Below are 22,061 nucleotides of genomic sequence, written 5' to 3'. Positions count from 1 at the left end.
TCGGCTTGTACGATAACCTTCGTAGTTCGGTGAGTGTCAAACTATGATGGTTCTCGTACAATGTCGAGTGCCGAACGTTCCATGACGAAAGGGGGCCGCCGTGACCAGTCCTGCCGCCGGGCGTGATCTTCCCCATCCGGACCGGGAGGAGATCAGGCTGGAGGCCGTGCTGCACGCGCTCTCCGATCCGATGCGGCTGCGGATCGTGTGCGAACTGGCCGCCGAGGGTGCGGAGTTGTCCTGTTCCCATTTCGACCTGCCGGTGACCAAGTCCACCACCACGCACCACTTCCGGGTGCTGCGCGAGAGCGGGGTCGTCCGGCAGGTCTACCGGGGCACGGCCAAGATGAACGGCCTGCGCCGGGACGACCTAGACGACCTCTTCCCGGGACTGCTCGACAGCCTCCTCGCCGCCGCCGGACGGCAGCACCTGCGACTCGGTGACCGACCCTGAACCAGCCCTCGCGGGAAGGTGGTTGAACAGCAGGTTCAGGGCGATCGCGGTCAGGCAGCCCGCGCTGATGCCGCTGTTCATCACGGTCTGGAACCAGTCGGGGAACTTCGCGTAGACCGTGGGCACCCCCACCGGAAGCATGCCGACGGCCACCGAGACGGCCACCACCGTCAGGTTGTCGTTGCCCTTGAAGTCGACGCGGGCCAGCGTCCGCAGCCCGCTCGCCGCGACGGTCCCGAACATCACCAGGCCCGCCCCGCCGAGCACCGGCGCGGGAATCGCCGCGACCACCGCGCCCAGCTTGGGCAGCAGACCGAGCAGGACGAGGATGGCGCCGGCCGCCGCGACCACCCAGCGGCTGCGTACCCGGGTCATCCCGACCAGGCCCACGTTCTGCGCGTACGCCGTGTACGGGAAGGTGTTGAACACGCCGCCGAGCACGGTCGACAGGCCGTCCGCGCGCAGCCCGTCGGCCAGCGTGCGCGGCTCGACCTTCCGCCCGGTCAGCTCGCCGACCGCGATCAGGTCACCGGTCGTCTCGGTCATCGACACCAGGGCCACCACCAGCATGGACACGATCGCCGACGCCTTGAACGCCGGAGCCCCGAAGTGGAACGGCGTGCTGATCCCCACCCAGTCCGCGTCCCCGACCCCGCTGAAGTCGGTGAACCCGAAGGGTACGGCCGCCGCCAGGCCCGCGGCGATGCCGATCAGGACCGCGATCCGGCCGAGGAACACCGGCGCGAACCGCTGCACGCCGAGCACGACCGCCAGCACGAAGCCCGCCAGTGCCAGATTCCTCGGCTCCCCGAAGTCCTTCGCACCTGCGCCGCCGGCGGCCCAGTCGCCCGCGACCGGAAGCAGCGAAGCGCCGATGATCAGGATCACCGTGCCGGTGACCAACGGCGGGAAGAAGCGCAGCAGCCGGCCGAAGACCGGTGCGAGCAGCACGATCGCGAGCCCCGCGACGATCACCGAGCCGTAGATCGCGGGCAGTCCGCCGCCCGTCGTCCCGATCAGCACCATCGGAGACACGGCCGCGAACGTACAGCCCTGCATGATCGGCAGCCGTACGCCGAACCGCCAGAACCCGACGCACTGGATCAGCGTGGCGATGCCGCACACCAGCAGGTCGGCGGTGATCAGATACGCCAGGTCGGCGGGCGACAGCTTCATCGCACCGCCCACGATCAGCGGCACCGCGACGGCGCCCGCGTACATCGCGAGCACATGCTGCAGGCCGAAGGCCGCCAGCTGCCGTGCCGGTGGTATCTCGTCGACGGGGTGGACGTCTGCGGTCGTGGCCATGGGGACTCCAGAGCGGCGGGCGGGGCGTGGCATCCGAACAGCACGAGACCGTAAGGCCCTTGAACAGTTTGTTGATTTCCGAATGGTTGCCGATGTGTGTCATGCCCGCCAGGCGGCCGTCGACTCCGCTAGGCGGACCGCGCCGCCCCGAGCAGCGCGTCCCAGTCGGCCAGCTTGACCACGCTCCGCCCCAGCCGCGCCCCCAGCTCGGCCTCGGCGTGCTCGATCGCCAGCCAGCCCGACCACGGCACCGGCTCGACGCCCGCCGCCCGCAGCGCCGCGAGCGGATCCTCCGGGACCTGACGGCGTACCAGCCCGGGCGCGTCGGCCAGCAGCGAGGTCGCGGTCTCCTTGGCGCACGGCCGGTTGGTGCCGATGACGCCCGTCGGACCGCGCTTGATCCATCCGGCGACGTACTCGCCCGGGGAGGCGACCCCCTCGCGCAGGACGCGGCCCTCCCGGTGCGGCACGGTGCCGCTCGCCGTGTCGAACGGCAGCCCCTCCAGCGGCACTCCGCGATAGCCCACCGAGCGCAGCACCAGCTGGGCCGGCACGTCCTCGTACCGGCCGGTGCCGGTCACCCCGCCGCGCCCGTCCGGAACCGTCCGCTCGAAGCGCACGGCAGCCACCCGGCCGCCGTCCGCGAGCAGTTCCACGGGCCGCAGGAAGAACCGGAGTCTTATCCTGCGGGCCGCCCGCCGGGGCGGTTCGGCCGCCCAGCGGCGCAGCGCCTCCACGTTGCGGCGCTGCACTGCGGGCAGCGCGGAGGAGTCGGTGTATCCCGGATCGAGCGCCAACTCGCCCGGATCCACGGTCACTTCGGTGTCCGGCAGACCGCCGAGCTCGCGCAGCTCCTTGGTGGTGAAACGGGCCTGCGAGGGGCCGCGCCGGCCGACCATGTGGACCTCGGCGACCCCGCTCGCCGCCAGCGTGTCCAGCGCCGCCTGCGGCATGTCCGTCGGACGCAGTTCACCGGCGCCCCGCACCAGCATCCGGGTCACGTCCACGGCCACGTTGCCCACGCCGATGACGACCGCCGACCGGACGCCGCGCACATACCCCGCGTCGGCGGCGTCCGGGTGCGCGCTGTACCAGGACACGAACTCGGTCGCCGACCAGCTGCCCGGCAGCTCCTCACCGGGGATCCCGAGGTGGCGGTCGGTGGCGGCACCCACGCAGTACACGACCGCGTGGTACAGCTCCCGCAGCCGGGGGACGGGCAGTCCGCCGGGTCCGCCGACCCGGACCCCGCCGAGGAAGCGCACCCGGTCGTGCTCCAGCACCGTGCGCAGGCTGCCCTGCAGGGACTTGATCTTCTCGTGGTCCGGGGCGACGCCGTAGCGCACCAGGCCGTAGGGGCACGGCAGCCGGTCCAGCACGTCCACCCGCACTTCGGGATCCTGCTGGACCAGGGTCTGGGCGGTGTAGCATCCGCTCGGCCCGGAGCCGACGACGGCGACACGCAGCACGGTGGTACTCCTTGCTCGAAGGAATCGCAGGAGGAGAGTGTGCGGACGGCTCCAGCATGGCACCGCCGGACGCGCGACGGCAGGGTCCGGCGGGGTGACGCGGACGCGTGTCCCCCCGTATGGAGTGTGATCATGAGGTTACGTTGCGTGTGTGCTAGAAGCATCCTTTCTTAATCTTTCCGACCGGCGTGCCGAGGACGGCACGGTGTCGGTGCGGCCCGCGTGGAAGGTGCGGGAGCACGGGGGCGCCACGTCCTGGTTCCATGTCGGGCTGGCCTTCCCCGACGGGGCGCGCGTGGACGCCGTGGCCGTGGTGACCGCGCGCTGCGTGTCCATCGAGGACATCAAGGCGCAGCCGGCCCTGTCCCTCGCCGACCTGACCGTGCTCGCCGACTGGATCGAGGAGCCTCTGTTCGAGGCGTGCGGGGTCGTGGCCGAGGGGTCGTACGACGGCTTCGCCGACGAGCCTGCCGGGCCCGCGGGAGGGCGGCGCGCCCGACCGCCCTGGCCGCGGGGTATCGAAGGGTGCCGGCTCGCCGCCCAGAAGTACCGCGCGGCCCAGGAGGAGGGCGCCGATCCGGTCCTCGCGGTGATGTGCGCGACCGGGCACAGCCGCCGGCGCTCCCTCGGGCTGATCGCCCAGGCGCGGGACGCCGGTTTCCTGGCGCCTCGGCGCGCCAGGCGGTGACGGGGGGCGGAGCTGGGAGACGGCCGGACCGCTACCCGCTAATCGGCCCGTTCCTCCGTCGCGAAGAACCGCGACAGATCCTGCTCCCGCCCGGCCTCCGCATCCCTGTCGCTCCCCGGGGGCGTGCCCAGTTCCCACTCGAGCCCGTACCGCTCGAAGAGCTCGGCGCGCAGGGCCGGGACGGGCATCGGCACCCCCGGCACCAGCGCCGCGTACACCGCTCCCATCAGCAGGGCACGCAGCAGGGGATAGTCGGCCGCCACGTCCTCGGAGCCGTACCGGGCGACCGTGTCGATCAGCAGCTCCGACAGCCGCCGCTGTTCCGGGCACTGCACGAAGCCCTCGGCCTGGAGCAGCCCCGCCATGTGCTGGCGCATGAGCACCGGCCGGTCGCGGGCGAGTCCGAGGACCGCGTCGATGGCCCGGGCCAGCCGCTCCCGCCCGTCCTCGGTGTGCGGCTCCCGCTCGAGTGCCTCCTCCAGCGTGCGGTGCATCAACCGGTGCACGGCTGACTGCACCAACTGGCGCTTTCCTGGGAAGTAGTACGACACCAGCCCGCGCGCCGAACCCGCCCGGTCCGCGATGTCGGCCAGCGTGGTGGCCTCGAACCCGTGCTCGTCGACCAGCTCGACCGCGGCCTGTAGCAGCCGCTCCCGGGAACGTCGCCGCAACTCTTCATTGACCGAGGCGCTGCGCGGGGACATGCTTGACTCCTGCGTTGACTGGCTACCAGCCAACTATACTCAACGCGGAGGGCACCGCCGTGGGCGGGCCCCGCTCAGAGCTGCCGTCCGTCTGGGGCGACGCGGGGGATCGTCTCAGACGGACGGCGCGGGGGGCGCCCGCCCTGCCGCCGCGGCGCACCGGCCGCCCCGTTCCCGCGGCGGACCGGACAGGGGCGCGGTGTCAACCCATCAGGTCCAGGACCGGCAGCAGCGCGTCGGGGCGCTGTGCCACCGGCAGATGGTCCACGAAGTGCACACGGCAGCCCAGCGCGGCCGCACCGCCGTCCGCCACTCTGTTGTCCCCGACCATCAGCACCTGCCGCGGATCGGCGCCCAGTTCCGCGCAGGCGGCCGAGAAGAGCCGCGGGTCAGGCTTCTGCGCGCCGTGTTCGTACGACAGCACATAGGCGTCCACATACGCGTCGAGACCGTGCTCGCGGAAGACCGGGCGCAGGTCCCAGCCGATGTTGCTGACCACGCCGACACCGATGCCGCGCTCGCGCAGCGTGCGCAGCACCTCGGCGGCGTCCGGGTACGGGGACCAGGCGATGGGGGACATGTGCCGCTCGTACAGCGCGTCGTGCAGGCCGGGGTCGGGGAGCGTGACGCGCCGGGACAGTCCGGTGTAGGCGGCCCGGTGCAGCCGTGCGCTCTCGTCCCGCACCGCCCACAGACCGGCGAGGTCCGCCGGCACCTCGACGGGGTCCGCCCCGCCCGGCAGCGCACCTGCCGCCTCCAAGGCCTTCGCGGTGTCGGCGAGTTCGGGCTCGGACAGCGTCAGACCGGCCTCCTCCAGCACGGCCCGCAGCCAGGACCCGGTGGACTCGACGCGGAACAGGGTTCCCGAGAAATCGAAGAGCACGGCAGTCATACGCCGGACTCTACCGGCGCGGCGGCCGCGCCCGGCCGCCCCGCGGCCACTCGTACACCGCCACGGCCACCGCCACCACCAGCGCCCCGAACAGCCAGCCGCCCACGACGTCCGAGGGCCAGTGGACGCCCAGCCACACCCGGGTCAGGCCCACACCGGCCACCGAGACGACGGCCACGGTCACGGCCGCACGCCACAGAAAGCGGTCCGCGCCGAAGCGGTTCAGCAGCCGCAGCAGGAGTCCGCAGACGACGGTGGCCGTCATGGCGTGTCCGGAAGGAAAGGCCGCGTAGTGCGCGCTGTCGACGGGATCGGGCCAGGTAGGGCGGGGCCGGTCGACGCCCGCCTTCACGGACTGCTGCACGAGCGTGGACACGGCGACGGTGACCGCCAGCCACAGCGCCGTCCACCAGGCCGCCCGGCGCCACACCAGCCACACCGCGGCGGCCGCGCACACCAGGCGCATGGTCAGCGGATCCCAGACCCAGTCCGTCAGGATGCGGAAGGTGTGGGTGAGACCGGGTTCGCGCACGGCCCAGCGGTGGGTGCGGCGGGCGACGGTGCCGTCCAGGGCGACCAGCGGATGCCACCGGATCGCGACGAGCGTCAGGAGCAGCGCGGAAGCGAGGGCGAGCACGGCCGCCGCGAGCGCCGCCGTGCGGTGGGCCGGCGGGCGCGGCGGGGCCTTCGTGGGCTGACGGCGCATGCCGCGATCTTCGCCGACCGGGCGGCGCCGCGGCCATCGTCCCGACGCCGGAGTCGCCGATCGGGGCCGGAAGTGCGCCCGGGAGCAGCGTCGGTCGCCGGAGCGGGGCCTGCGGTCCCGTCGCCGAGTCGGGTGCGCCGGACCGGGCAGGGCGAGGAGAGAGCCGTGAGCTTGACGTGCCTGGGCCGTGGAGCCCCGTGATGTGTGGTGGTGTGGGTTTTCGGTTCGCTCGCCGAGCCAGGTGCGCCTAGTCGGGTGCGTCGGATCGGGCAGCGGGCCGGGCGGGGCGGGGAGTGTGCCGTGAGCTTTGACGCGTCTGGGCTGTGGGGCTCCGCGACGTGCGGCGGCACGGGTCTTCGGTTCGCTTGCCGAGCCGGGTGCGTCGGATCGGGCAGCAGGCCGGGCCGGGCGGGGCGAGGAGCGTGCCATGAGCGCCGACGACGCCTGGGCCGTGGAGCCCCGTGATGTGTGGTGGCGCCGGGTCTGCGGTGCGCTAGCCCAGTGCCCGCAGGCCCGGTACCAGTGCCACCAGTACCGGGAGGACCGGGACGAGCGCGGCCGTGGCCGTCAGGCGCAGCCGGCGCAGCGCCGGGAGGCGGTCCGGGGGAGTCAGCAGCCGGTGCACGCGCTGCGGGACATGTGCGTGCGGGGTGGGAGAGGGGCCGAACACGCCTCGGTCCTCGTTGAGTTCGACCAGAGCCAGCGCGGTGGTCAGGCGGCCGAAACGTCGGGAGGCCGTGTCGTCGGCGGCCAGCTCGACCAGGCGGTGCATCTCGTCGCGGAACGCCGCGAACACCGGCACCTGCGGGAACCCGCCGGCCAGCGCGCCCGAACAGTGCAGCAGCCAGTCGTGCCGGGCCCGGTCGTGTTCCTGCTCATGGGCGAGCAGGGCATCGAGTTGACGCCCCTTCAGGCGGCGCAGGGCGGCCGTGGTGATGACGAGCCGGGGAGCCGTTCCGGGCAGCCACCAGGCGTCGGGGCGCTCGCCCTCCAGCACCACCAGCCGTCCGCCCGCCGGCTCCTCGCCCGGCAACAGCGGTGCGCGCACGAGGAGTTCGGAGCGCCGCAGGCGTCGCCGCGCCCGAGCCCGTACGACCTCGCGCACCAGCATCGCCAGACTCCACAGTCCGCCGCAGGCGAGGGCCACCGCGATGGTCGCCGCCCATGGATCGGCCGCGCCGAGGGCGTATGCGTCCACGACCGCTCGCGGAGCCGTACCGAACACATGCCCGCGCACCGCCTGCCAGGCCGCCGCGGCGCTGAGCGTCATCGACAGCGCGCAGCACACCAAGACGGCCGCCACCACGCACTGCCACACCCACAGGGCGACCACCGGCTCACGGTCCTGCCAGTCGGCCCGGGCGAGCAGCCGTGGGGCCATGACGGCGGTCAGGGCGCCGAGCAGCAGCAGTGCCACGGGGACCATCATGGGCAGCACCCTATGAGCGCCGGGCCGTTCAGGGGTACGGTCCATGGTGCCGAAGTGACGCAAGCAACGCCTGTGCCTCCCGCGCGCAGGGCCCGGCGGTTCACATCGTGAGCAGCATCGCGACCATGCCTATCCCCATCGACAGCCGGCACGCCCGCGCCAGCTCGGGACGGTCTCCCCAGCGTGGTGCCACCGTCCCGCCAGGGGGGGCGGCAGCGGGCACGAGACGGGCTCCGGACACCAGGACATAGCCGGTGAAGTAGAGCAGGAGCGCGCCCGTCACCAGCGGGACTCCGGCGGCGGTGTGCGAGTGGTGGTGGGAGGCGGGGGAGGCCGCCATGACGAGGGACATGTAGATCATCGCCGCCGTCCCCACCAGATGGTGCAGATGGTGCGGGCCGCCGCGCGCGGCCCACAGGCCGCGCAGCGCCGCCGCGCCGAACACGGCCGCGTACAGCGGCCATGCCCATCCCGGCGGGGTGAACACCGTGGCGGGCACGGCCATCGCGGCCATGCCGAACCCCATCAGAGCCTCGCCGCCCGCGGACCGGCGCTGCTCCTCGACCGTGCTGCGCATCCGCAGCAGACAGTAGCCCCCGGTCGCCGCGCACACCGCGACCAGCAGCCAGGCCGCCGACGTCGGTTCGTGCACGCGCACCTCCCCAGTTCGACGGTCGGTCCAGGGATGCGATGCCCACGGCATGCGGGGCGCACGCGAGCGCAAGGGAGTACACGGGGAGCGTTCGCCGGAGCACAGCAGGTGAGGGCGGGGCCCCGGCAAATCATTTACTAGTAAAACACATGCTAAATTAATGGGCATGAGCAGTGCGACCCCCTGGACCCGCCACCGTCTTCCCCTCGTCGGAGCGCTCCGCCTCGGGCGGCCCTCCGACATCTGGTTCAAGCCCGCGCTGAGCGCGGTCGCCGCGGTCGCCCCGCCCAACCTGACCCTGCTGGCACTGGGCCGCCTCGACCTCGCCGTGTACACGATGGCCGGATCCCTGTGCGCGCTCTACGGCCACAACAGGCCCTACGCGGCCCGGGCCCGCGCCCTCGTCTGGACCGTCCTCGGCATGGTGGGCGGCCTCGCCGTCGCCCTGGTCGCGGCGTCGCTCACCGACAACGCCGTCGTGCTGGTCACCGTCGGCGCGCTCATGGCGGCCGCGCAGAAGGCGGTGTGCGACGCCACCCGCATCGGCCCGCCGGCGAACGTGGTGCTCACCTTCATCAGCTCCGCCTCCCTGTTCGCGCCGCAACGCCTCGGCCAGGTTCCCGGCCACGTCGGACTCGCCCTGGCGGCGGGCGCCTGGGCCTGGCTGATCTGCATGGCACCCGGGCTGCTGCGCCCGCACGGCCCCGAGCGCCGCGCGACCGCCCAGGCCCTGAACACCGCCGCCGCGTACGCGGAAACGGGCGGCACCGGCGACGGCCACGCCCGGGCCCGCGCCGCGAGCGCCGCCGCCGTCCACGCCGCCCGGCAGTACCTGCCGACCGCGGGCGCCCGCCCCGACCACACCCGCCGCGCCCTCGCACAGCTCCTCGTGCGCGCCGAGGTCGCCCTCGCGGCCCCCGCCGACGCCGACCCCGAGCGGCTGCGGGCCTGGGCCCGCGAGCTGCGCGGCACCGGCCGGATCCCGCGGGCCGAGCCCCTCGGCGACGCGGCCGGTGAACTCCTCGGCGCGGACAGTGAACCGGCCTGCCCGCGCGCCCCGTTGCGGCACCGGCTCGCCCCGCTCGCCCCCCTCGCCGCCCGTACCGCGATCGGCTGCGCCCTCGCCGGCTACGCCTCCCTCGCGCTCGGTGTCGGCCGCCCCTACTGGGCCCTGGTCACCGCGGCCTCCCTCTACCAGGCGAACGTCACCCTCACCTGGAGCCGGGGCGTCCAGCGCGTCGTCGGCAACCTGGTCGGCGTCCTGGTCTTCGCCGCCATCGCCCCGCTCGCCCACCTCCACCCGGCCGCCCTGGTGCTGTGCTGCCTCGCCTTCAACTTCGGCGCCGAGGCACTGATCGGCCGCAACTACTGGCTCGGCAGCGTGTGCGTCACGCCGATGGCCCTGCTCGTCACCGAGTTCGCCCGCAGCCAGGACCCCGGCCGGCTGATCACCGAGCGGGTCGCGGACACCCTCGTCGGCGCGCTGGTCGGCTTCGTGGCGGCCGTGGCCGTCACCAACCGGCGCGCGGGCGACCGCGTCGAGCACGCGCTGACCGCCGTCGAACGCGCCCGCGAACTGGCCGCCCGCCTGCTCGCCGAGCCGCACCCCGCACCCCGCGCCCTAGAGACCGCCCGCCGCACCCTCGCCGCCGCACTGGTCGACCTGCGCGCCACGGCGGACGCCGCCTTGGGCGAATGGTGGCAGCGCGCCCTGCCCGAGGAGCGGGTCGTGCTCGCCGAACAGGCCGGACACCGTACGCTCGCCGCGACGGTACGACGCCAGGGGCTCGTCCCTCTGGAACAGGACTCGGGCAGGACGACGGAGGACATACGGCCATGACGGCGACGAACGGGCGGCCGGGGAACGGGAGTGAGGCGCCGGGGGGACAGCAGCCGGGGAACGGGAACGACGCGGAGCACGCGGACACCGTCTCCGCCGTCGTCCGGCAGTGGCGGGCCGTGCACCCCGAGCTGGACACCGGACCCATGGAGGTCATCGGCCGGATCAACCGCTGCGCCGCCCTCCTGCAGCAGGCCGAGGACGCGCCGCTGCGCCGGGCCGGCCTCAGCCGCCCGGAGTTCGACCTGCTCGGCGCACTGCGCCGCACCGGCCACGAGCTGACCCCGGGGGATCTGGTCCGGGAGACCTACTCCTCCGGGGCGGCCGTCACCAAGCGGCTCAAGCAGCTGACCGAACGCGGACTGGTGGAGCGGCGCGGCGACACCCGGGACCGGCGCGTGGCCCATGTCCGTCTCACCGACGCCGGCCGCGACCTGGTCGACGGCATCCTCCCCGAGCAACTCGCGTACGAGACATCCGTGTTGTCCGTCCTCGCCCCGGACGGCCAGGGTGAACTGGCCGCACTGCTCGGTGATCTGCTCAGCCGCCTGGAGGGCCGGGCGGGCGTCCTGCACGCCTGAGCGCTAGAGCACCTCGTGCACCGTGCGGCGGTGGGTGGAGCGGCGGTCCTCGATCCGGTGCCAGCGGTCGCCGTAGACGTTGCGGGTGACGGGCGGCTCGCGCAGGAAGTCGTGCGGGAAGCCCAGCGGGACGGCGCTCATCTCGTCCAGGCGCGCCACCGCGTCGGTGTCGAGACGGACGCCCGTGCTCGCCAGGTTGTCGGCCAGCTGCGCCTCCTTGGTCGCCGCGACGATCGGTACGACGTTCCCCGGGCGGCCGCGCAGCCAGGCGAGGGCCACCTGCGCCGGGCTCCAGCCGCCCTGCTCGGCGATCTCCACCACGGCGGCGATGACGTCCTCCTCCCACGCCTGCGTCTCGACCCCGAGGGCCGCGACACGTCCGGTCTCCCCGCGCCGGTACTTGGCGGTGAGCTTGCCTGCCGCCAGCGGCGCCCAGGCGAACACGGCCAGGTCGAACGCCCGTGCCTGCGGCAGGAGTTCGCGCTCCGGAGTGCGCTCCAGCAGGTTGTAGCGCAGCTGCGAGCCCGCGAAGCAGGTCCAACCGCGCAGCTCCGCGAGGGTGTTGGCCTGCGCGATCTCCCACGCCGGCCAGTCCGAGACCCCGACGTACAGCACCTTCCCCAGGCGCACCAGGTCGTCCAGGGCCCGCATCACCTCCTCGACGGGGGTGAAGTTGTCGCGGGCGTGCACCCACAGAACGTCGAGCCGGTCCGTGCGCAGCCGCTGCAGGCTCGCCTCGACCGACCGCACCAGGTTCTTGCGGTGACTGCCCGCCGCGTTGACGTCCCCGTCGTGGGTGCCGCAGGTGTACTTGCTGGCCAGCACGAAGGAGTCGCGCCGACCGGTGAGCAGCTCGCCGAGGATGCGCTCCGAGCTGCCCTCCGTGTAGTTGTTCGCGGTGTCGATGAAATTGCCGCCCGCGTCGGCATAGGCGTCGACGAGCCGGGCGCTGGTCTCCTTGTCCGCGCCCCACCCCCAGTCGTCGCCGATGGTCATCGCGCCGAGGGCCAGCTCGCTGACGCGCAGACCGGTCCGTCCGAAGAGCGTGTAACGCACGTGTGTTTCCCTTCCGAGCAGGTGTGGATCAGGTCCCGGGGCCGTGTCCACGACGCTAGGAGCTGGAGCCCACTCGAAGGCAAGTGCCGGCCGGTCAGTCCTCCTCGCGTGCCTTGAACACGCCGAACGCCGCGCCCTGCGGGTCGCGCAGCACAGCGATGCGCGGGCCGTCAGGCACGTCCGTGGGGGCCACGAAGACCGCGCCGTCCGCCTGCTCCGCGACCTGGGCCGTCGCGTCCACGTCGGTCACGGCGAAGTACGGCAGCCAGTGCGCAGGCACCTCGGGCGGGAACCGGTCGCCCATGTCGGCCATCCCGCCGAACTCCTTCCCGTCGATGCCCCACTCCGTGTACCACTGCGAGGCGTTGACGCTCCAGCCGAAGAGCGTGGTGTAGAAGTCCCGGGCACGGTCGGGGGAGCGGGTCGCCAGCTCCACCCAGCCGAGCGTGCCGGGCGCGTTGAACAGCCCGGCGCCGGGGAAGGCCCGTGCCTGCCACAGCTGGAACGCCGCGCCCGTCGGGTCGAGGGCCACGGCGAAACGGCCCACGTCGAAGATGTCCATCGGGCCGAGGACCACCGTCCCGCCCGCCTCCTCCACCCGCCGTGCCGCTTCGTCCGTGTCCGCCACCGCGAACGACACGTTCCAGGCGACCGGCTGGGACTCCTGGTAGAGCGGGGTGAGCGCGGCGATCGCCGCGTCCCCGAGGTGCGCCACCGTGTACCCGCCCGCCTCCTGCCGCGGATCCGTCTCCGGCCGCCAGCCGAACAGCTCCGTGTAGAACCGCTTCGCCCCCTCCAGGTCACTGGTCCCGAGCTCGGTCCAGCAGGGGCCGCCGATCACCGGCTTGTCGAACTCCATGGCAGGTTCCTTCCGGGCTCGGCCGCCCGGAGCGGGGACATCCGTGCGCGGGCGGGGGTCCTCACCTCGCACGCTAGCCCCGGCCGCACGGCCCGGCCATCCGGGACCGCCGCCCGTGACGTCGGCCGTGCCGTCCGGGACCACGGCCCTGACCACGGGCCGGCCGTCCGGGACCGCTGTGCCGTGTTCCGGTGATGACGGGCCGGCCGACCGGGACTGTTCGGCCGTGTCGCGGTGGCGACAGATCGGCCAACCTGGAGGGTGTGGTCGTGTTCCGGTGACGACGGGCTGGACAACCGGGACTGCTCGGCCGTGTCCCGGTGTGCCGGTCTCTCGGTGTCCCCGTGTCCCCCGTGTCCCATGACGACGAGCCGACCTCCATCCGGGCGTCCCGGGTGCCACGACAGCGGCCCGCGACCGCCCGTGTCCCGCGCCGGAAATCGCTTGTCCGAACCCCGTGCGGCGGGCCACGCTGCCGGCATGGAGACGGATCGTTCGGCCGGGGCCGAGGGCCCCGCTCTCGCCGAGGAGATCGCGGAGTACTACGGGCGGGACGGGGAGGACGGCCGGCTGCGCTCGGGCGCCGGCCGCCTGGAGCTGTGGCGTACCCAGGACGTCCTGCGCCGCCTCCTGCCGCCCGCTCCGGCGCGCGTCCTCGACGTGGGCGGCGGCAGCGGCGTCCACGCGCAGTGGCTGGCCGCCGACGGCTACGCGGTGGAGCTCGTCGACCCCGTGCCGCTGCACGTCGAGCGGGCGGCCCGGCTGCCGGGCGTCACCGCGCGCCACGGCGACGCCCGTGCCCTCGAGGCGCCGGACGCGTCCATGGACGTGGTGCTGCTGCTCGGCCCCCTCTACCACCTGCCCGAGCGGGAGGACCGGGTCCGGGCGCTCACCGAGGCCCGCCGGGTGCTGCGGCCCGGAGGACTCGTGGTGGCCGCCACGATCAACCGGTACGTGCCCCTGTACGACAATCTGAGCACGGGGCTGTACTTCGAAGCCGAGCGCCGACCGCAGATCGAGGCGGCGGTCGGCGACGGGCGGATGCGCCCGACCGGTGGGCCGAAGTCCCTGTTCACGACCGCCTACTTCCATGAGCCCGACGAGGTCCCGGCCGAGTTCTCCGCGGCCGGGCTGACACCCCACGGCCAGTACGGCGTGGAGGGCGCGGCCTGGCTGATGGGCGGCGTCCGCGACTGGCTCGACGACCCGTCACGTCGTGAGCTGGTCCTGCGCGCACTGCGGCGGACCGAGTCGGTGCCGTCACTGCTCGGCGTCGGCGGCCATCTGCTCACGGCGGGCGCCAGGCCCCGGTAGCGGTCGTCAGAGGGGTTCCTGTCCCCCCGGGGATCCCTAGATGCCGGGCCGGTACCGCAGCGGATGGTCCGACGGGATCTCCACCAGCACGATCCGGGTGCCGTCCGGGTCGGCGATCCACAGCTCGATCAGTCCCCACGGCTCCTTCACCGGAGGCCGTACGATCTCGACCCCCTTGGCCAGCAGTTCCTCGTGCGCGCCGGACACGTCCTCGACCTGGAGCCACAGCTGCACCGCGGGCGAGGAAGGGGTCCGCGCACGGCCGGAGAGCTCCAGGAAGCCGCCGCCGAGGAAGTAGACGGTCCCGCGCTCCGGGCCCGTGCCGAACTCGCGGTAGACGGCGAGGCCCAGCTGCTGCCCGTAGAAGATCCGGGAGCGCTCGGGGTCCACGGGCCGCAGAAGTGTCCGGCTGCTGAGTACGTGCACCATGCAGGCGGAGCCTAGTGGCAGGGTTAGGCTCGACCTGGTTCAGCCGCGCCCGAGATCGGAGACCGACCCATGGAGACCACCGCCACCGGACCGACGTTCAGGCCCGCCACCGACGCCGACGTCGGCGCGCTGGTCGCCCTGATCGAGTCGGCGTACCGGGGCGACGCCAGCCGGGCCGGATGGACCACCGAGGCGGACATCCTGGAGGGCCAGCGGACCGACCCGCAGGGCGTCCTGGACGTCATCAAGTCGCCCGACAGCCGGCTGCTGACCGTCGAGCAGGACGGCCTGATCGTCGCCTGCTGCCAGCTCGAACACCGTGGCAGCCATGCCTACTTCGGGATGTTCGCGGTCAGTCCCGCTCTCCAGGGCGCGGGCCTCGGCAAGACCGTCATAGCGGAGGCGGAGCGCCAGGCCCGTGCGGCCTGGGGCGTCACCGAGATGCACATGACCGTGATCTCGGTGCGCGATGACCTGATCGCCTGGTACGAGCGCCGGGGCTACCGCCGTACGGGAGAGATGACGCCGTTCCCGTACGGCGACGAGCGCTTCGGCATTCCGCAGCGCGACGACCTCCAGTTCGAGCTGCTGGTCAAGCCGTTGGTGTGACGTTCATTCGGGAGACGGCGCGCCGGATCACGCGGTGAAGCGGCCGGTGCGCTTGATCTCCGGGTAGTCGGTCGTCGCCCCGTCCAGCTGGAGCGCGCGGACGAGCCGCAGGTGGTCCTGCGTGTTGACCACCCACCCGATGATCCTCAGGCCGGCCGCGCGGGCACGCTCGACGATCTCCAGGGTCAGCCTGCGGACGTTGAGACAGACCGTCTCGGCCCCCACGTCCGTGGCGCGCTCCACCACGTCGGTGCCGTAGCGGCTCGCGATGAGCGCTGTGCGCACCCCCGGCACCAGCCGGGCGATCTCGGCGACCGCCTCGTCGTGGAACGAGGACACCTCAACCCGGGAGACCAGGTCCCGCCGGTGCATGACCTCGGCCAGCGCCCGGGCGGCCGCCACGTCCTTGATCTCGGCCTGCAGCGGCGTCTTCACCGCGTCCAGGACCTCCTCGAAGACCGGCACCCGCTCGCCGCGGCCCGCGTCCAGGGCGCGCAGTTCCGCGAGGGTCTTCTCGGCGATCGGGCCGGTGCCGTCGGTCGTGCGGTCCACCTCCGCGTCGTGCATGACGACGAGGGCGCCGTCCTTGCTCAGGTGCAGATCGAGTTCGATCAGGTCGAGGCCGGCCTGCTGGGCGGCGACGAACGAACGGAGGGTGTTCTCGGGCTCGACACCCATGACCCCGCGGTGACCGATGGTAAGGAAGTTCAAGGTTCGACTCGCTTCCGTCGACGGCGGCTCGGCGACGCGCGGACCGGACGGCGGACGTCGCTGTCCACGCGGCAGGCTCGCAGCCTAGTGGCCTGGTCCCGCGATGAACCCGAACCTGCGCGGGGGAACGGGGCGCGGGGCGGGCGGTGCCTGGCTCGTATCCGCCCCTGGCGTCACCCGGGCGTGGGCGAGTCCTCGCGGCATTGACCGGCCGGATCCGATCCGTTTCGCCAACTCCGCGAGGCCTCCTACCCGTTCACGGTGAAAGTGACCGTCATCACGGTGAATCGCAGGAAAAACAGCGGTGACCAAGCGGCTCGGCAGCATAATTTCCTGAGCTAGCCTCTTGCTGGGAGAAACGCGGTATGCATACGGTGTCCATACGCGAGGTTCTCCCGTGGAGGATGGGACATGACGGAAATTCTTGTGCAGGCGGGTTCGGAGAAGCAGGTTTCTCCGCTGACCAGGGTCGTTGAGCATGCGGCCTGGCCCGTGCTCAAGGATGCCGTGGAGCAGATCCGGCCATGGCAGTCCAAGGACGGATCGATCGACTTCGAGGCCGAGGGCGCGCCGGGCCGGGCCGACGCCGAGGCGGCCGTGGACCGTGTCGTCGAGGCGGTCGAGCAGCTCTCCGCGCTGCTCCCGCATGACGCCGCCTACCACCAGGCCCTGGTGAAGGACCTGCGCCGCTGGGCCGAGGACGGCTTCCAGGTGCCGGACTTCCTGGACTCGCTGCTCGCCTTCCAGCCCGCCGCGAACCGCGCGGACGGCCTGCAGCACCTGGTCGTCTTCCCGATGTACACGCAGAACGGCAACCCGGACCGCAACCTCGAGGCGGTCGTGCTGCGGATGGTGTGGCCGGACTGGCTGGCCGAGCTGGAGCGCACCCGCTACGACAACCCGCTGTTCTGCGGGATCACGTTCGAGGACTTCACGTCCGGCTACGACACCAACTCCGCGGTCCTGTTCCCGGAGACGATCGCCGTACGCGAAGCGCCGGAACGTTTCTCCTGGGGTGGCATCTTCTGCGACCGCGAGGCTGCCCGCTTCCGCCGGGTGACCGACGCCGCCGTCGACATCCTGGGTCTCCAGCTGCCCGAGGACATCGCCGCGATGGTCCACGACCAGAAGCGCTGCGAAGAGGCCTTCGTGCTGTGGGACATGGTCCACGACCGCACCCACAGCCACGGTGACCTGCCGTTCGACCCGTTCATGATCAAGCAGCGCCAGCCGTTCTGGATGTACGGCCTGGAGGAGCTGCGCTGCGACCTCACCGCCTTCAAGGAGGCCGTGAAGCTCCAGGCGGACGGCGTCCCGCAGGCCCGTGACGTGCAGTACGCGGTGCTCTTCGACCGTATGTTCCGCTTCCCGGTCACCGGTGACCGCGTGCGCAACTACGACGGCGTCGGCGGCCAGCTGCTCTTCGCCTACCTGCACAAGCACGACGTCATCCGCTGGACCGACAACAAGCTCTCCATCGACTGGGAGCGCGCCCCGCAGGTCACCAACCAGCTGTGTGCCGAGATCGAGAAGCTGTACAAGGACGGCATCGACCGCCCCAAGCTCGTGCACTGGTTCGCCGGCTACGAGCTGGTCTCCACCTACCTCGCCCCGCACCCGGGCTCGAAGTGGGCCAAGGGTCCGGACGCCCTGGACCTGAGCCAGCCGCCGCGCAAGCTCGTGGACGACGTGCTTCCGGACGAGTTTCCGCTGAGCATGTTCTATGAGGCCCTGTCCAAGAAGCTGAAGAATGTGATCGCCTCCACCAAGGGCATCACGGCGGACAGCGCCGAGCGGATCGCCGCGTGAGCGACCGCGTCCAGAACACTGTTCAAGAGGGGAAGAACGTGGGGAACAACGGGTCTCTCAGTGGTTCGGTGATCGCGGTGGCCGGTGCGGGCGGCCCCGCCGGACGGGCGGCACTGCTGCGCCTTGCCGAGGCAGGGGCAACCGTCATCGGGGCGGACAACGACCCGCAGCGCCTGTCGGAGGCTGTCGACGCGGCCCGGTACGCCTCCGGCGGCGCCACCGTCACCGGCGACACGGTGGATCTGCTCGACCTGCAGTCCACCCGGGAATGGGCCGCCCACATCGAGAAGGACTTCGGGCGCGTCGACGGCCTCGTGCACCTGGTCGGCGGCTGGCGCGGCAGTGAGACCTTCACGAAGACCAGCCTCGACGACTGGGACTTCCTGGAGCTGCTGCTCGTCAAGACCGTGCAGCACACCTCGCTCGCCTTCCACGAGGCGCTCCAGCGCAGCGAGCGCGGTCGTTACGTCCTGATCAGCGCCGCCGGTGCGAGCCGGCCGACGGCGGGCAACGCCGCGTACTCCGCGGCCAAGGCCGCGGCCGAGGCGTGGACGCTGGCCATGGCCGACTACTTCCGCAAGGCGGGGATCTCCGAGGGTGCCGAGGGGCCCACCTCCGCGGCTACGATCTTGGTGGTCAAGGCGCTGGTGCACGACGCGATGCGCGCCGAACGCCCCAACGCGAAGTTCGCGGGCTTCACGGACGTCGAGGACCTGGCCGAGGCCATCGAAGGCGTCTGGAGCAAGTCCGCCGCCGAAGTGAACGGAAACCGTCTGTGGCTGACCGAGAAGCCGTGAATCCTCCCAGGACCGACGCCCGTCGCCATCACGACCCACAGGTCCGCGGTTTCGCCAGTGACAACTACGCCGGGGCGCATCCGGAGGTGATGGCCGCCCTGGCGCTGGCCAACGGCGGCCACCAGGTGGCGTACGGCGAGGACGACTACACCGAGAACCTCCAGAAGATCATCCGCGGCCACTTCGGGGCCACCGCGGAGGCCTTCCCGGTCTTCAACGGCACCGGCGCGAACGTGGTCGCGCTCCAGGCGGTCACCGACCGCTGGGGCGCGGTGATCTGCGCCGAGAGCGCGCACATCAACGTGGACGAGGGCGGCGCCCCCGAGCGCATGGGCGGCCTCAAGCTGCTCACCGTGCCCACACCCGACGGCAAGCTCACGCCCGAGCTGATCGACCGGCAGGCCTGGGGCTTCGAGGACGAGCACCGAGCGATGCCGCAGGTCGTCTCGATCACCCAGAGCACCGAGCTGGGCACGCTCTACACGCCCGAGGAGATCCGGGCCATCTGCGAGCACGCCCACGCGCACGGCATGAAGGTGCACCTGGACGGCTCCCGGATAGCCAACGCCGCCGCGTCCCTGAACGTCCCGATGCGGACGTTCACCAACGCGGTCGGCGTCGACATCCTCTCGCTCGGCGGGACGAAGAACGGCGCGCTGTTCGGCGAGGCGGTCGTCGTCATCAACCAGGACGCGGTGCGGCAGATGAAGCACCTGCGGAAGATGTCGATGCAGCTCGCCTCCAAGATGCGCTTCGTCTCGGTGCAGCTGGAGGCCCTGCTCGCCAAGGACCTGTGGCTGCGCAACGCCCGCCACGCCAACGAGATGGCCCGGCGGCTGTCCGAGGGTGTGCGCGCGGTGCACGGCGTGGAGATCCTCTACCCGGTGCAGGCCAACGGCGTCTTCGCGAAGCTCCCGCACGACGTGAGCGAGCGCCTGCAGAAGCGGTTCCGGTTCTACTTCTGGGACGAGGCCGCGGGTGTCGTGCGGTGGATGTGCTCCTTCGACACGACCGAGGAGGACGTCGACACGTTCGTGGCGGCGCTCAAGGAAGAGATGGCCCGCTAGCCTCCACTGGTGCATAGGTATGCGGTCACCTGAAAAGTCATTGACTGTCGGGTGATCGCATTCCTATGCTCTGCGGGCATGGAGCTGATCCAGAACACCGCTGAACTGTCCGCTTACTTGGCTGCAGATGAGGTCATCGACCACCATCACCCCGTGGTGCGGGAAACGGCCGCCCGCCTGGCCGACGGGGTCGCTGATTCGTATGCCTATGCGCGGGCCGCCTATGAATTCGTGCGCGACGCCATCCCGCACTCCGCCGACGCGGGCGACATGCGCGTCACCTGGCGCGCCTCTGACGTCCTGGAGCGGCGCACCGGCATCTGTCACGCCAAGGCCCACGCGCTGGCCGCCCTGCTGCGGGCCGAGGACATCCCCACGGCCCTCTGTTATCAGCGGCTGGCGCATGACGACGGCAGTGGTCACGCCGTGCACGGCCTCGTCGCCGTACGTTTTCACGGGGCCTGGCACCGGCAGGATCCCCGCGGCAACAAGCCGGGCGTGGACGCGCAGTTCTCCCTGGGCGGTGAGCGGCTGGCCTGGGTGCCCGACCCGAAGTCCAATGAGGTGGACTATCCGGTCCTGTATGCTGAACCGCACCCGGCCGTCCTCGGCGCACTGCAGGCCGCCCCGGACCGGCCGTACCTGTGGCAGACGCTCCCCAGCGAACTCTGAGGCCAGGCAGATGACGTTCACGCTCACCGTGTCCGACGAGGTCCGCGCCCTGGCGCCGGGCTTCACCCCTGTGGCGATCGAGGCGTACGACCTCGTCAACGGGCCCAGTACCGAGGAGAGCTCGGCGCTGCTGGACGAGGCGGCCCGGCGTCTGGCCGTACGCCTGGCCGGGAGGGCGCCGCACGAGGACCCGCACATGGCCGCCTGGCGCGAGGTGTACACCGCCTTCGGCGCCAAGCCGTCGCGCACCCGCAACTCGGCCGAGGCGCTGGCCAAGCGGGCCCTGTCCGACGCCGGTCTGCCCCGGATCAACCTCCTCGTGGACCTCTACAACGCGATCAGCGTGGCCCACCTGGTCCCCGTCGGCGGCGAGGACATCGACCGCATCCAGGGCGGCATGCGGCTGGTGCGGGCCACCGGCGAGGAGGGCTTCGTGACGGTCGCCGGCGGCGAGGAATCGGTCGAACACCCCGACGCGGGAGAGGTGGTGTGGCGCGACGACGCCGGTGTGACCTGCCGCCGCTGGAACTGGCGCCAGGGCCCGCGCACCCGGCTCACCGAGGAGACCGTCTCCGGCGTCTTCCTGCTGGAGACCCTCGCCCCGATGCCCGTCGCGGAAGCGGAGTCGGCGGCCGGGGAACTCGCCGAGCTGCTGGAGAAGTTCAGCCCCGGAGCCCGCATCCGCGTCCACCCTCCGCACCCGGCCGGGACCCCCGCCTGACCCACGTCCCGTCGCACTCGCTAATCTCCCCGTCATGAGTGACGGGGGAGCGGGGAACGAGGGGACGGCCGGGCAGCCCCGGGCGGGCGAGGAGGGCGGGCGTGCGGATGCCGGGCAGGAAGGCGCCGAGTCCCGCCCGGAAGGTGCCGTTCCCGAGGAGGACGGCCACGGCGGCGCGGTCGCTGACGACAGGTTCGCCCGGCTGCGGAAGCATCCGGTGCTCGCCTCGGCCGTGGCGCTCGCCCTGGTCGCGGGCGCCGTCGCGGTGCCGCTCGCGCTCTTCGGCGGCGATGACTCCTGCAAGGAACTTCCCTCCGCCGCACGGGCGTTGGCGAAGAACCCGGCGGCCGCGACCCGCGCCCTGGACCCCGGGGACGACATGTCCCACCTGGAGACGGCGCGCGCACTTCTGCCGTCCGGCACGCTGTGCGGTGACGGCGGACGCGTGCTGGGCCAGGTCGTGGACGCCGCCACCCGGGCCACGGCCCCCGGCAGGCCGCACACCACGGCCCAGGCCCGCGCCGTCTATGTCGTCGCCGTGGCATACGACGACCGCGACGTACCGCCGGGCATGGAGCCGGGCCTGGCCCGGATGTTCGCCGGGTACGTCGCCGACGCCAACCCGTTCAGCGGCATGGACGACGATGTGAACACCCCGGCGGTCTCCGGCGAGTCCGCCCACGGCCGCTTCCGCGACTCGCACGAGGCGCACCCGGCCTTCGGATTCAGCTACTCGGGCGCGCTCAGCACCGACCCCGGCCGGCTGTTCCAGCGGCTGGCCGAGGACCCCGAGGCCTTCGCGATCCTGTACGACGCGGAGCGCGCCTACTTCGCGTACTACCTGGAGCGGCTCACCCGCCAGGGCACCGACCCGGACGTCCGTCCGGAGAAGGAGCGGGGAGACGACCCCTCGGACGCCGTTCTCGGGCCCGATCTCGACCTCGAGGAAATCGGCCGCCACATCGGAGCCCTGATGCACATCAGGGCGAGCGGCGCCCGTGACGGCACCATCTCCGACCTGGCCGCCTACGACGCGGCCGCGCACCGGCACACCCGCGGCGCCTACCTGGCGGCGGCCCGGCGGCTGACCAGCCGCCCGCCGATGGGCGACATCGCCGCCCGGCCGGTCAGCGCGGCGCTGCGCGGCGATCCCGCGGACGGGCGCGGGCAACTGTTCACCGTGCTGGACGCCTGGGCCGGGGCCCGGAAGGTACCGGCCGCGAGGGCCCGGGTGATCCGGCAGATCCTCGACGACGCGTACGTGCAGGGGATGCGCTACGGGACCTTGTGAGCC

The 22,061-nt window shown here is 72.4% G+C and carries 23 protein-coding genes; 12 read left to right on the top strand and 11 right to left on the bottom strand.

Going from position 1 to position 22,061, the window contains the following annotated elements; genetic code table 11:
• Positions 1 to 100: 100 nt before the first annotated feature.
• Complete coding sequence (locus tag AVL59_RS30140) at positions 101 to 454, top strand: ArsR/SmtB family transcription factor (protein ID WP_067310698.1); 354 nt, start codon at positions 101 to 103, stop codon at positions 452 to 454.
• Here AVL59_RS30140 and AVL59_RS30135 read toward each other — a convergent pair.
• Positions 371 to 1,762, bottom strand: a complete 1,392-nt coding sequence (locus tag AVL59_RS30135) for a nucleobase:cation symporter-2 family protein (protein ID WP_067310695.1) — start codon at positions 1,760 to 1,762, stop codon at positions 371 to 373. The genes AVL59_RS30140 and AVL59_RS30135 overlap by 84 nt on opposite strands.
• Before the next feature lie 128 nt (positions 1,763 to 1,890).
• Entirely contained in the window at positions 1,891 to 3,231 is a 1,341-nt protein-coding gene (locus AVL59_RS30130) for an FAD-dependent oxidoreductase (protein ID WP_067310692.1), read from the bottom strand.
• A 205-nt stretch (positions 3,232 to 3,436) separates the two neighbouring features.
• On the opposite strand from AVL59_RS30130, the gene AVL59_RS30125 reads away from it, so the two are divergent.
• The gene (locus AVL59_RS30125) at positions 3,437 to 3,919 is read left to right on the top strand and encodes a DUF6214 family protein (protein WP_208870631.1); all 483 of its coding nucleotides are present in this window, start codon (positions 3,437 to 3,439) and stop codon (positions 3,917 to 3,919) included.
• Between the two features lie 38 nt (positions 3,920 to 3,957).
• Here AVL59_RS30125 and AVL59_RS30120 read toward each other — a convergent pair whose 3' ends face one another.
• From AVL59_RS30120 to AVL59_RS30100, 5 genes are all read right to left on the bottom strand, one after another.
• Positions 3,958 to 4,623 carry a TetR/AcrR family transcriptional regulator gene (locus tag AVL59_RS30120; protein ID WP_067310689.1) on the bottom strand — a complete coding sequence of 222 codons (666 nt, stop codon included), beginning with the start codon at positions 4,621 to 4,623 and terminating at the stop codon, positions 3,958 to 3,960.
• Between the two features lie 202 nt (positions 4,624 to 4,825).
• Positions 4,826 to 5,515, bottom strand: a complete 690-nt coding sequence (locus AVL59_RS30115) for an HAD family hydrolase (RefSeq protein ID WP_067310687.1) — start codon at positions 5,513 to 5,515, stop codon at positions 4,826 to 4,828.
• Between the two features lie 10 nt (positions 5,516 to 5,525).
• A complete protein-coding gene (locus tag AVL59_RS30110; protein ID WP_079147072.1) occupies positions 5,526 to 6,221 on the bottom strand; it encodes a phosphatase PAP2 family protein in 696 nt (231 codons plus the stop codon).
• Between the two features lie 493 nt (positions 6,222 to 6,714).
• Entirely contained in the window at positions 6,715 to 7,650 is a 936-nt protein-coding gene (locus AVL59_RS30105) for a M56 family metallopeptidase (RefSeq protein ID WP_067310685.1), read from the bottom strand.
• A 100-nt stretch (positions 7,651 to 7,750) separates the two neighbouring features.
• Complete coding sequence (locus AVL59_RS30100) at positions 7,751 to 8,302, bottom strand: DUF5134 domain-containing protein (RefSeq protein ID WP_067310682.1); 552 nt, start codon at positions 8,300 to 8,302, stop codon at positions 7,751 to 7,753.
• 166 nt (positions 8,303 to 8,468) lie between these two features.
• Here AVL59_RS30100 and AVL59_RS30095 point away from each other — a divergent pair, with 166 nt between their 5' ends.
• Together AVL59_RS30095 and AVL59_RS30090 are read left to right on the top strand one after the other, a co-directional pair.
• Positions 8,469 to 10,142, top strand: a complete 1,674-nt coding sequence (locus AVL59_RS30095) for an FUSC family protein (protein WP_067317947.1) — start codon at positions 8,469 to 8,471, stop codon at positions 10,140 to 10,142.
• Positions 10,139 to 10,723: a MarR family winged helix-turn-helix transcriptional regulator gene (locus AVL59_RS30090; protein WP_067310679.1), complete on the top strand. Its 585-nt coding sequence runs from the start codon at positions 10,139 to 10,141 to the stop codon at positions 10,721 to 10,723. Before AVL59_RS30095 ends, AVL59_RS30090 begins: the two co-directional genes overlap by 4 nt.
• A 3-nt stretch (positions 10,724 to 10,726) precedes the next feature.
• Here AVL59_RS30090 and AVL59_RS30085 read toward each other — a convergent pair whose 3' ends face one another.
• Positions 10,727 to 11,779: an aldo/keto reductase gene (locus tag AVL59_RS30085; RefSeq protein ID WP_067310676.1), complete on the bottom strand. Its 1,053-nt coding sequence runs from the start codon at positions 11,777 to 11,779 to the stop codon at positions 10,727 to 10,729.
• A 94-nt stretch (positions 11,780 to 11,873) separates the two neighbouring features.
• Positions 11,874 to 12,638, bottom strand: a complete 765-nt coding sequence (locus AVL59_RS30080) for a VOC family protein (protein ID WP_067310673.1) — start codon at positions 12,636 to 12,638, stop codon at positions 11,874 to 11,876.
• Positions 12,639 to 13,118: 480 nt separating this feature from the next.
• Here AVL59_RS30080 and AVL59_RS30075 point away from each other — a divergent pair, with 480 nt between their 5' ends.
• On the top strand, positions 13,119 to 13,952 hold the full coding sequence (locus AVL59_RS30075; protein ID WP_067317945.1) for a class I SAM-dependent methyltransferase: 834 nt from the start codon (positions 13,119 to 13,121) through the stop codon (positions 13,950 to 13,952).
• A 36-nt stretch (positions 13,953 to 13,988) separates the two neighbouring features.
• On the opposite strand, the gene AVL59_RS30070 is transcribed toward AVL59_RS30075, so the two are convergent.
• Positions 13,989 to 14,381 carry a VOC family protein gene (locus AVL59_RS30070; RefSeq protein WP_067310670.1) on the bottom strand — a complete coding sequence of 131 codons (393 nt, stop codon included), beginning with the start codon at positions 14,379 to 14,381 and terminating at the stop codon, positions 13,989 to 13,991.
• Between the two features lie 69 nt (positions 14,382 to 14,450).
• Here AVL59_RS30070 and AVL59_RS30065 point away from each other — a divergent pair, with 69 nt between their 5' ends.
• Positions 14,451 to 14,990, top strand: a complete 540-nt coding sequence (locus AVL59_RS30065) for a GNAT family N-acetyltransferase (protein ID WP_067310667.1) — start codon at positions 14,451 to 14,453, stop codon at positions 14,988 to 14,990.
• Between the two features lie 27 nt (positions 14,991 to 15,017).
• On the opposite strand, the gene AVL59_RS30060 is transcribed toward AVL59_RS30065, so the two are convergent.
• Positions 15,018 to 15,701 carry a glycerophosphodiester phosphodiesterase gene (locus tag AVL59_RS30060; RefSeq protein WP_079147071.1) on the bottom strand — a complete coding sequence of 228 codons (684 nt, stop codon included), beginning with the start codon at positions 15,699 to 15,701 and terminating at the stop codon, positions 15,018 to 15,020.
• A gap of 411 nt (positions 15,702 to 16,112) precedes the next feature.
• On the opposite strand from AVL59_RS30060, the gene AVL59_RS30055 reads away from it, so the two are divergent.
• The 6 genes from AVL59_RS30055 (at position 16,113) to AVL59_RS30030 (ending at position 22,058) form a co-directional block, all read left to right on the top strand.
• Complete coding sequence (locus tag AVL59_RS30055) at positions 16,113 to 17,510, top strand: DUF6421 family protein (RefSeq protein WP_067310661.1); 1,398 nt, start codon at positions 16,113 to 16,115, stop codon at positions 17,508 to 17,510.
• Positions 17,507 to 18,307 carry an SDR family oxidoreductase gene (locus AVL59_RS30050; protein ID WP_067310658.1) on the top strand — a complete coding sequence of 267 codons (801 nt, stop codon included), beginning with the start codon at positions 17,507 to 17,509 and terminating at the stop codon, positions 18,305 to 18,307. Before AVL59_RS30055 ends, AVL59_RS30050 begins: the two co-directional genes overlap by 4 nt.
• The gene (locus AVL59_RS30045) at positions 18,304 to 19,374 is read left to right on the top strand and encodes a threonine aldolase family protein (RefSeq protein WP_067310655.1); all 1,071 of its coding nucleotides are present in this window, start codon (positions 18,304 to 18,306) and stop codon (positions 19,372 to 19,374) included. The genes AVL59_RS30050 and AVL59_RS30045 overlap by 4 nt, the downstream gene beginning before the upstream one ends.
• Positions 19,375 to 19,452: 78 nt before the next feature.
• Positions 19,453 to 20,046 (top strand): transglutaminase domain-containing protein, encoded by a 594-nt coding sequence (locus tag AVL59_RS30040; RefSeq protein WP_067310652.1) that lies wholly within the window; start codon positions 19,453 to 19,455, stop codon positions 20,044 to 20,046.
• Positions 20,047 to 20,056: 10 nt separating this feature from the next.
• On the top strand, positions 20,057 to 20,767 hold the full coding sequence (locus AVL59_RS30035) for a B3/B4 domain-containing protein (protein WP_067310649.1): 711 nt from the start codon (positions 20,057 to 20,059) through the stop codon (positions 20,765 to 20,767).
• A 34-nt stretch (positions 20,768 to 20,801) separates the two neighbouring features.
• Positions 20,802 to 22,058 carry a hypothetical protein gene (locus tag AVL59_RS30030; RefSeq protein ID WP_067310646.1) on the top strand — a complete coding sequence of 419 codons (1,257 nt, stop codon included), beginning with the start codon at positions 20,802 to 20,804 and terminating at the stop codon, positions 22,056 to 22,058.
• Positions 22,059 to 22,061 lie beyond the last annotated feature (3 nt).

This window comes from Streptomyces griseochromogenes, from assembly GCF_001542625.1.
Taxonomy (GTDB): Bacteria; Actinomycetota; Actinomycetes; order Streptomycetales; family Streptomycetaceae; genus Streptomyces; species Streptomyces griseochromogenes.
This window is presented reverse-complemented; position numbering and strand designations above follow the sequence as displayed.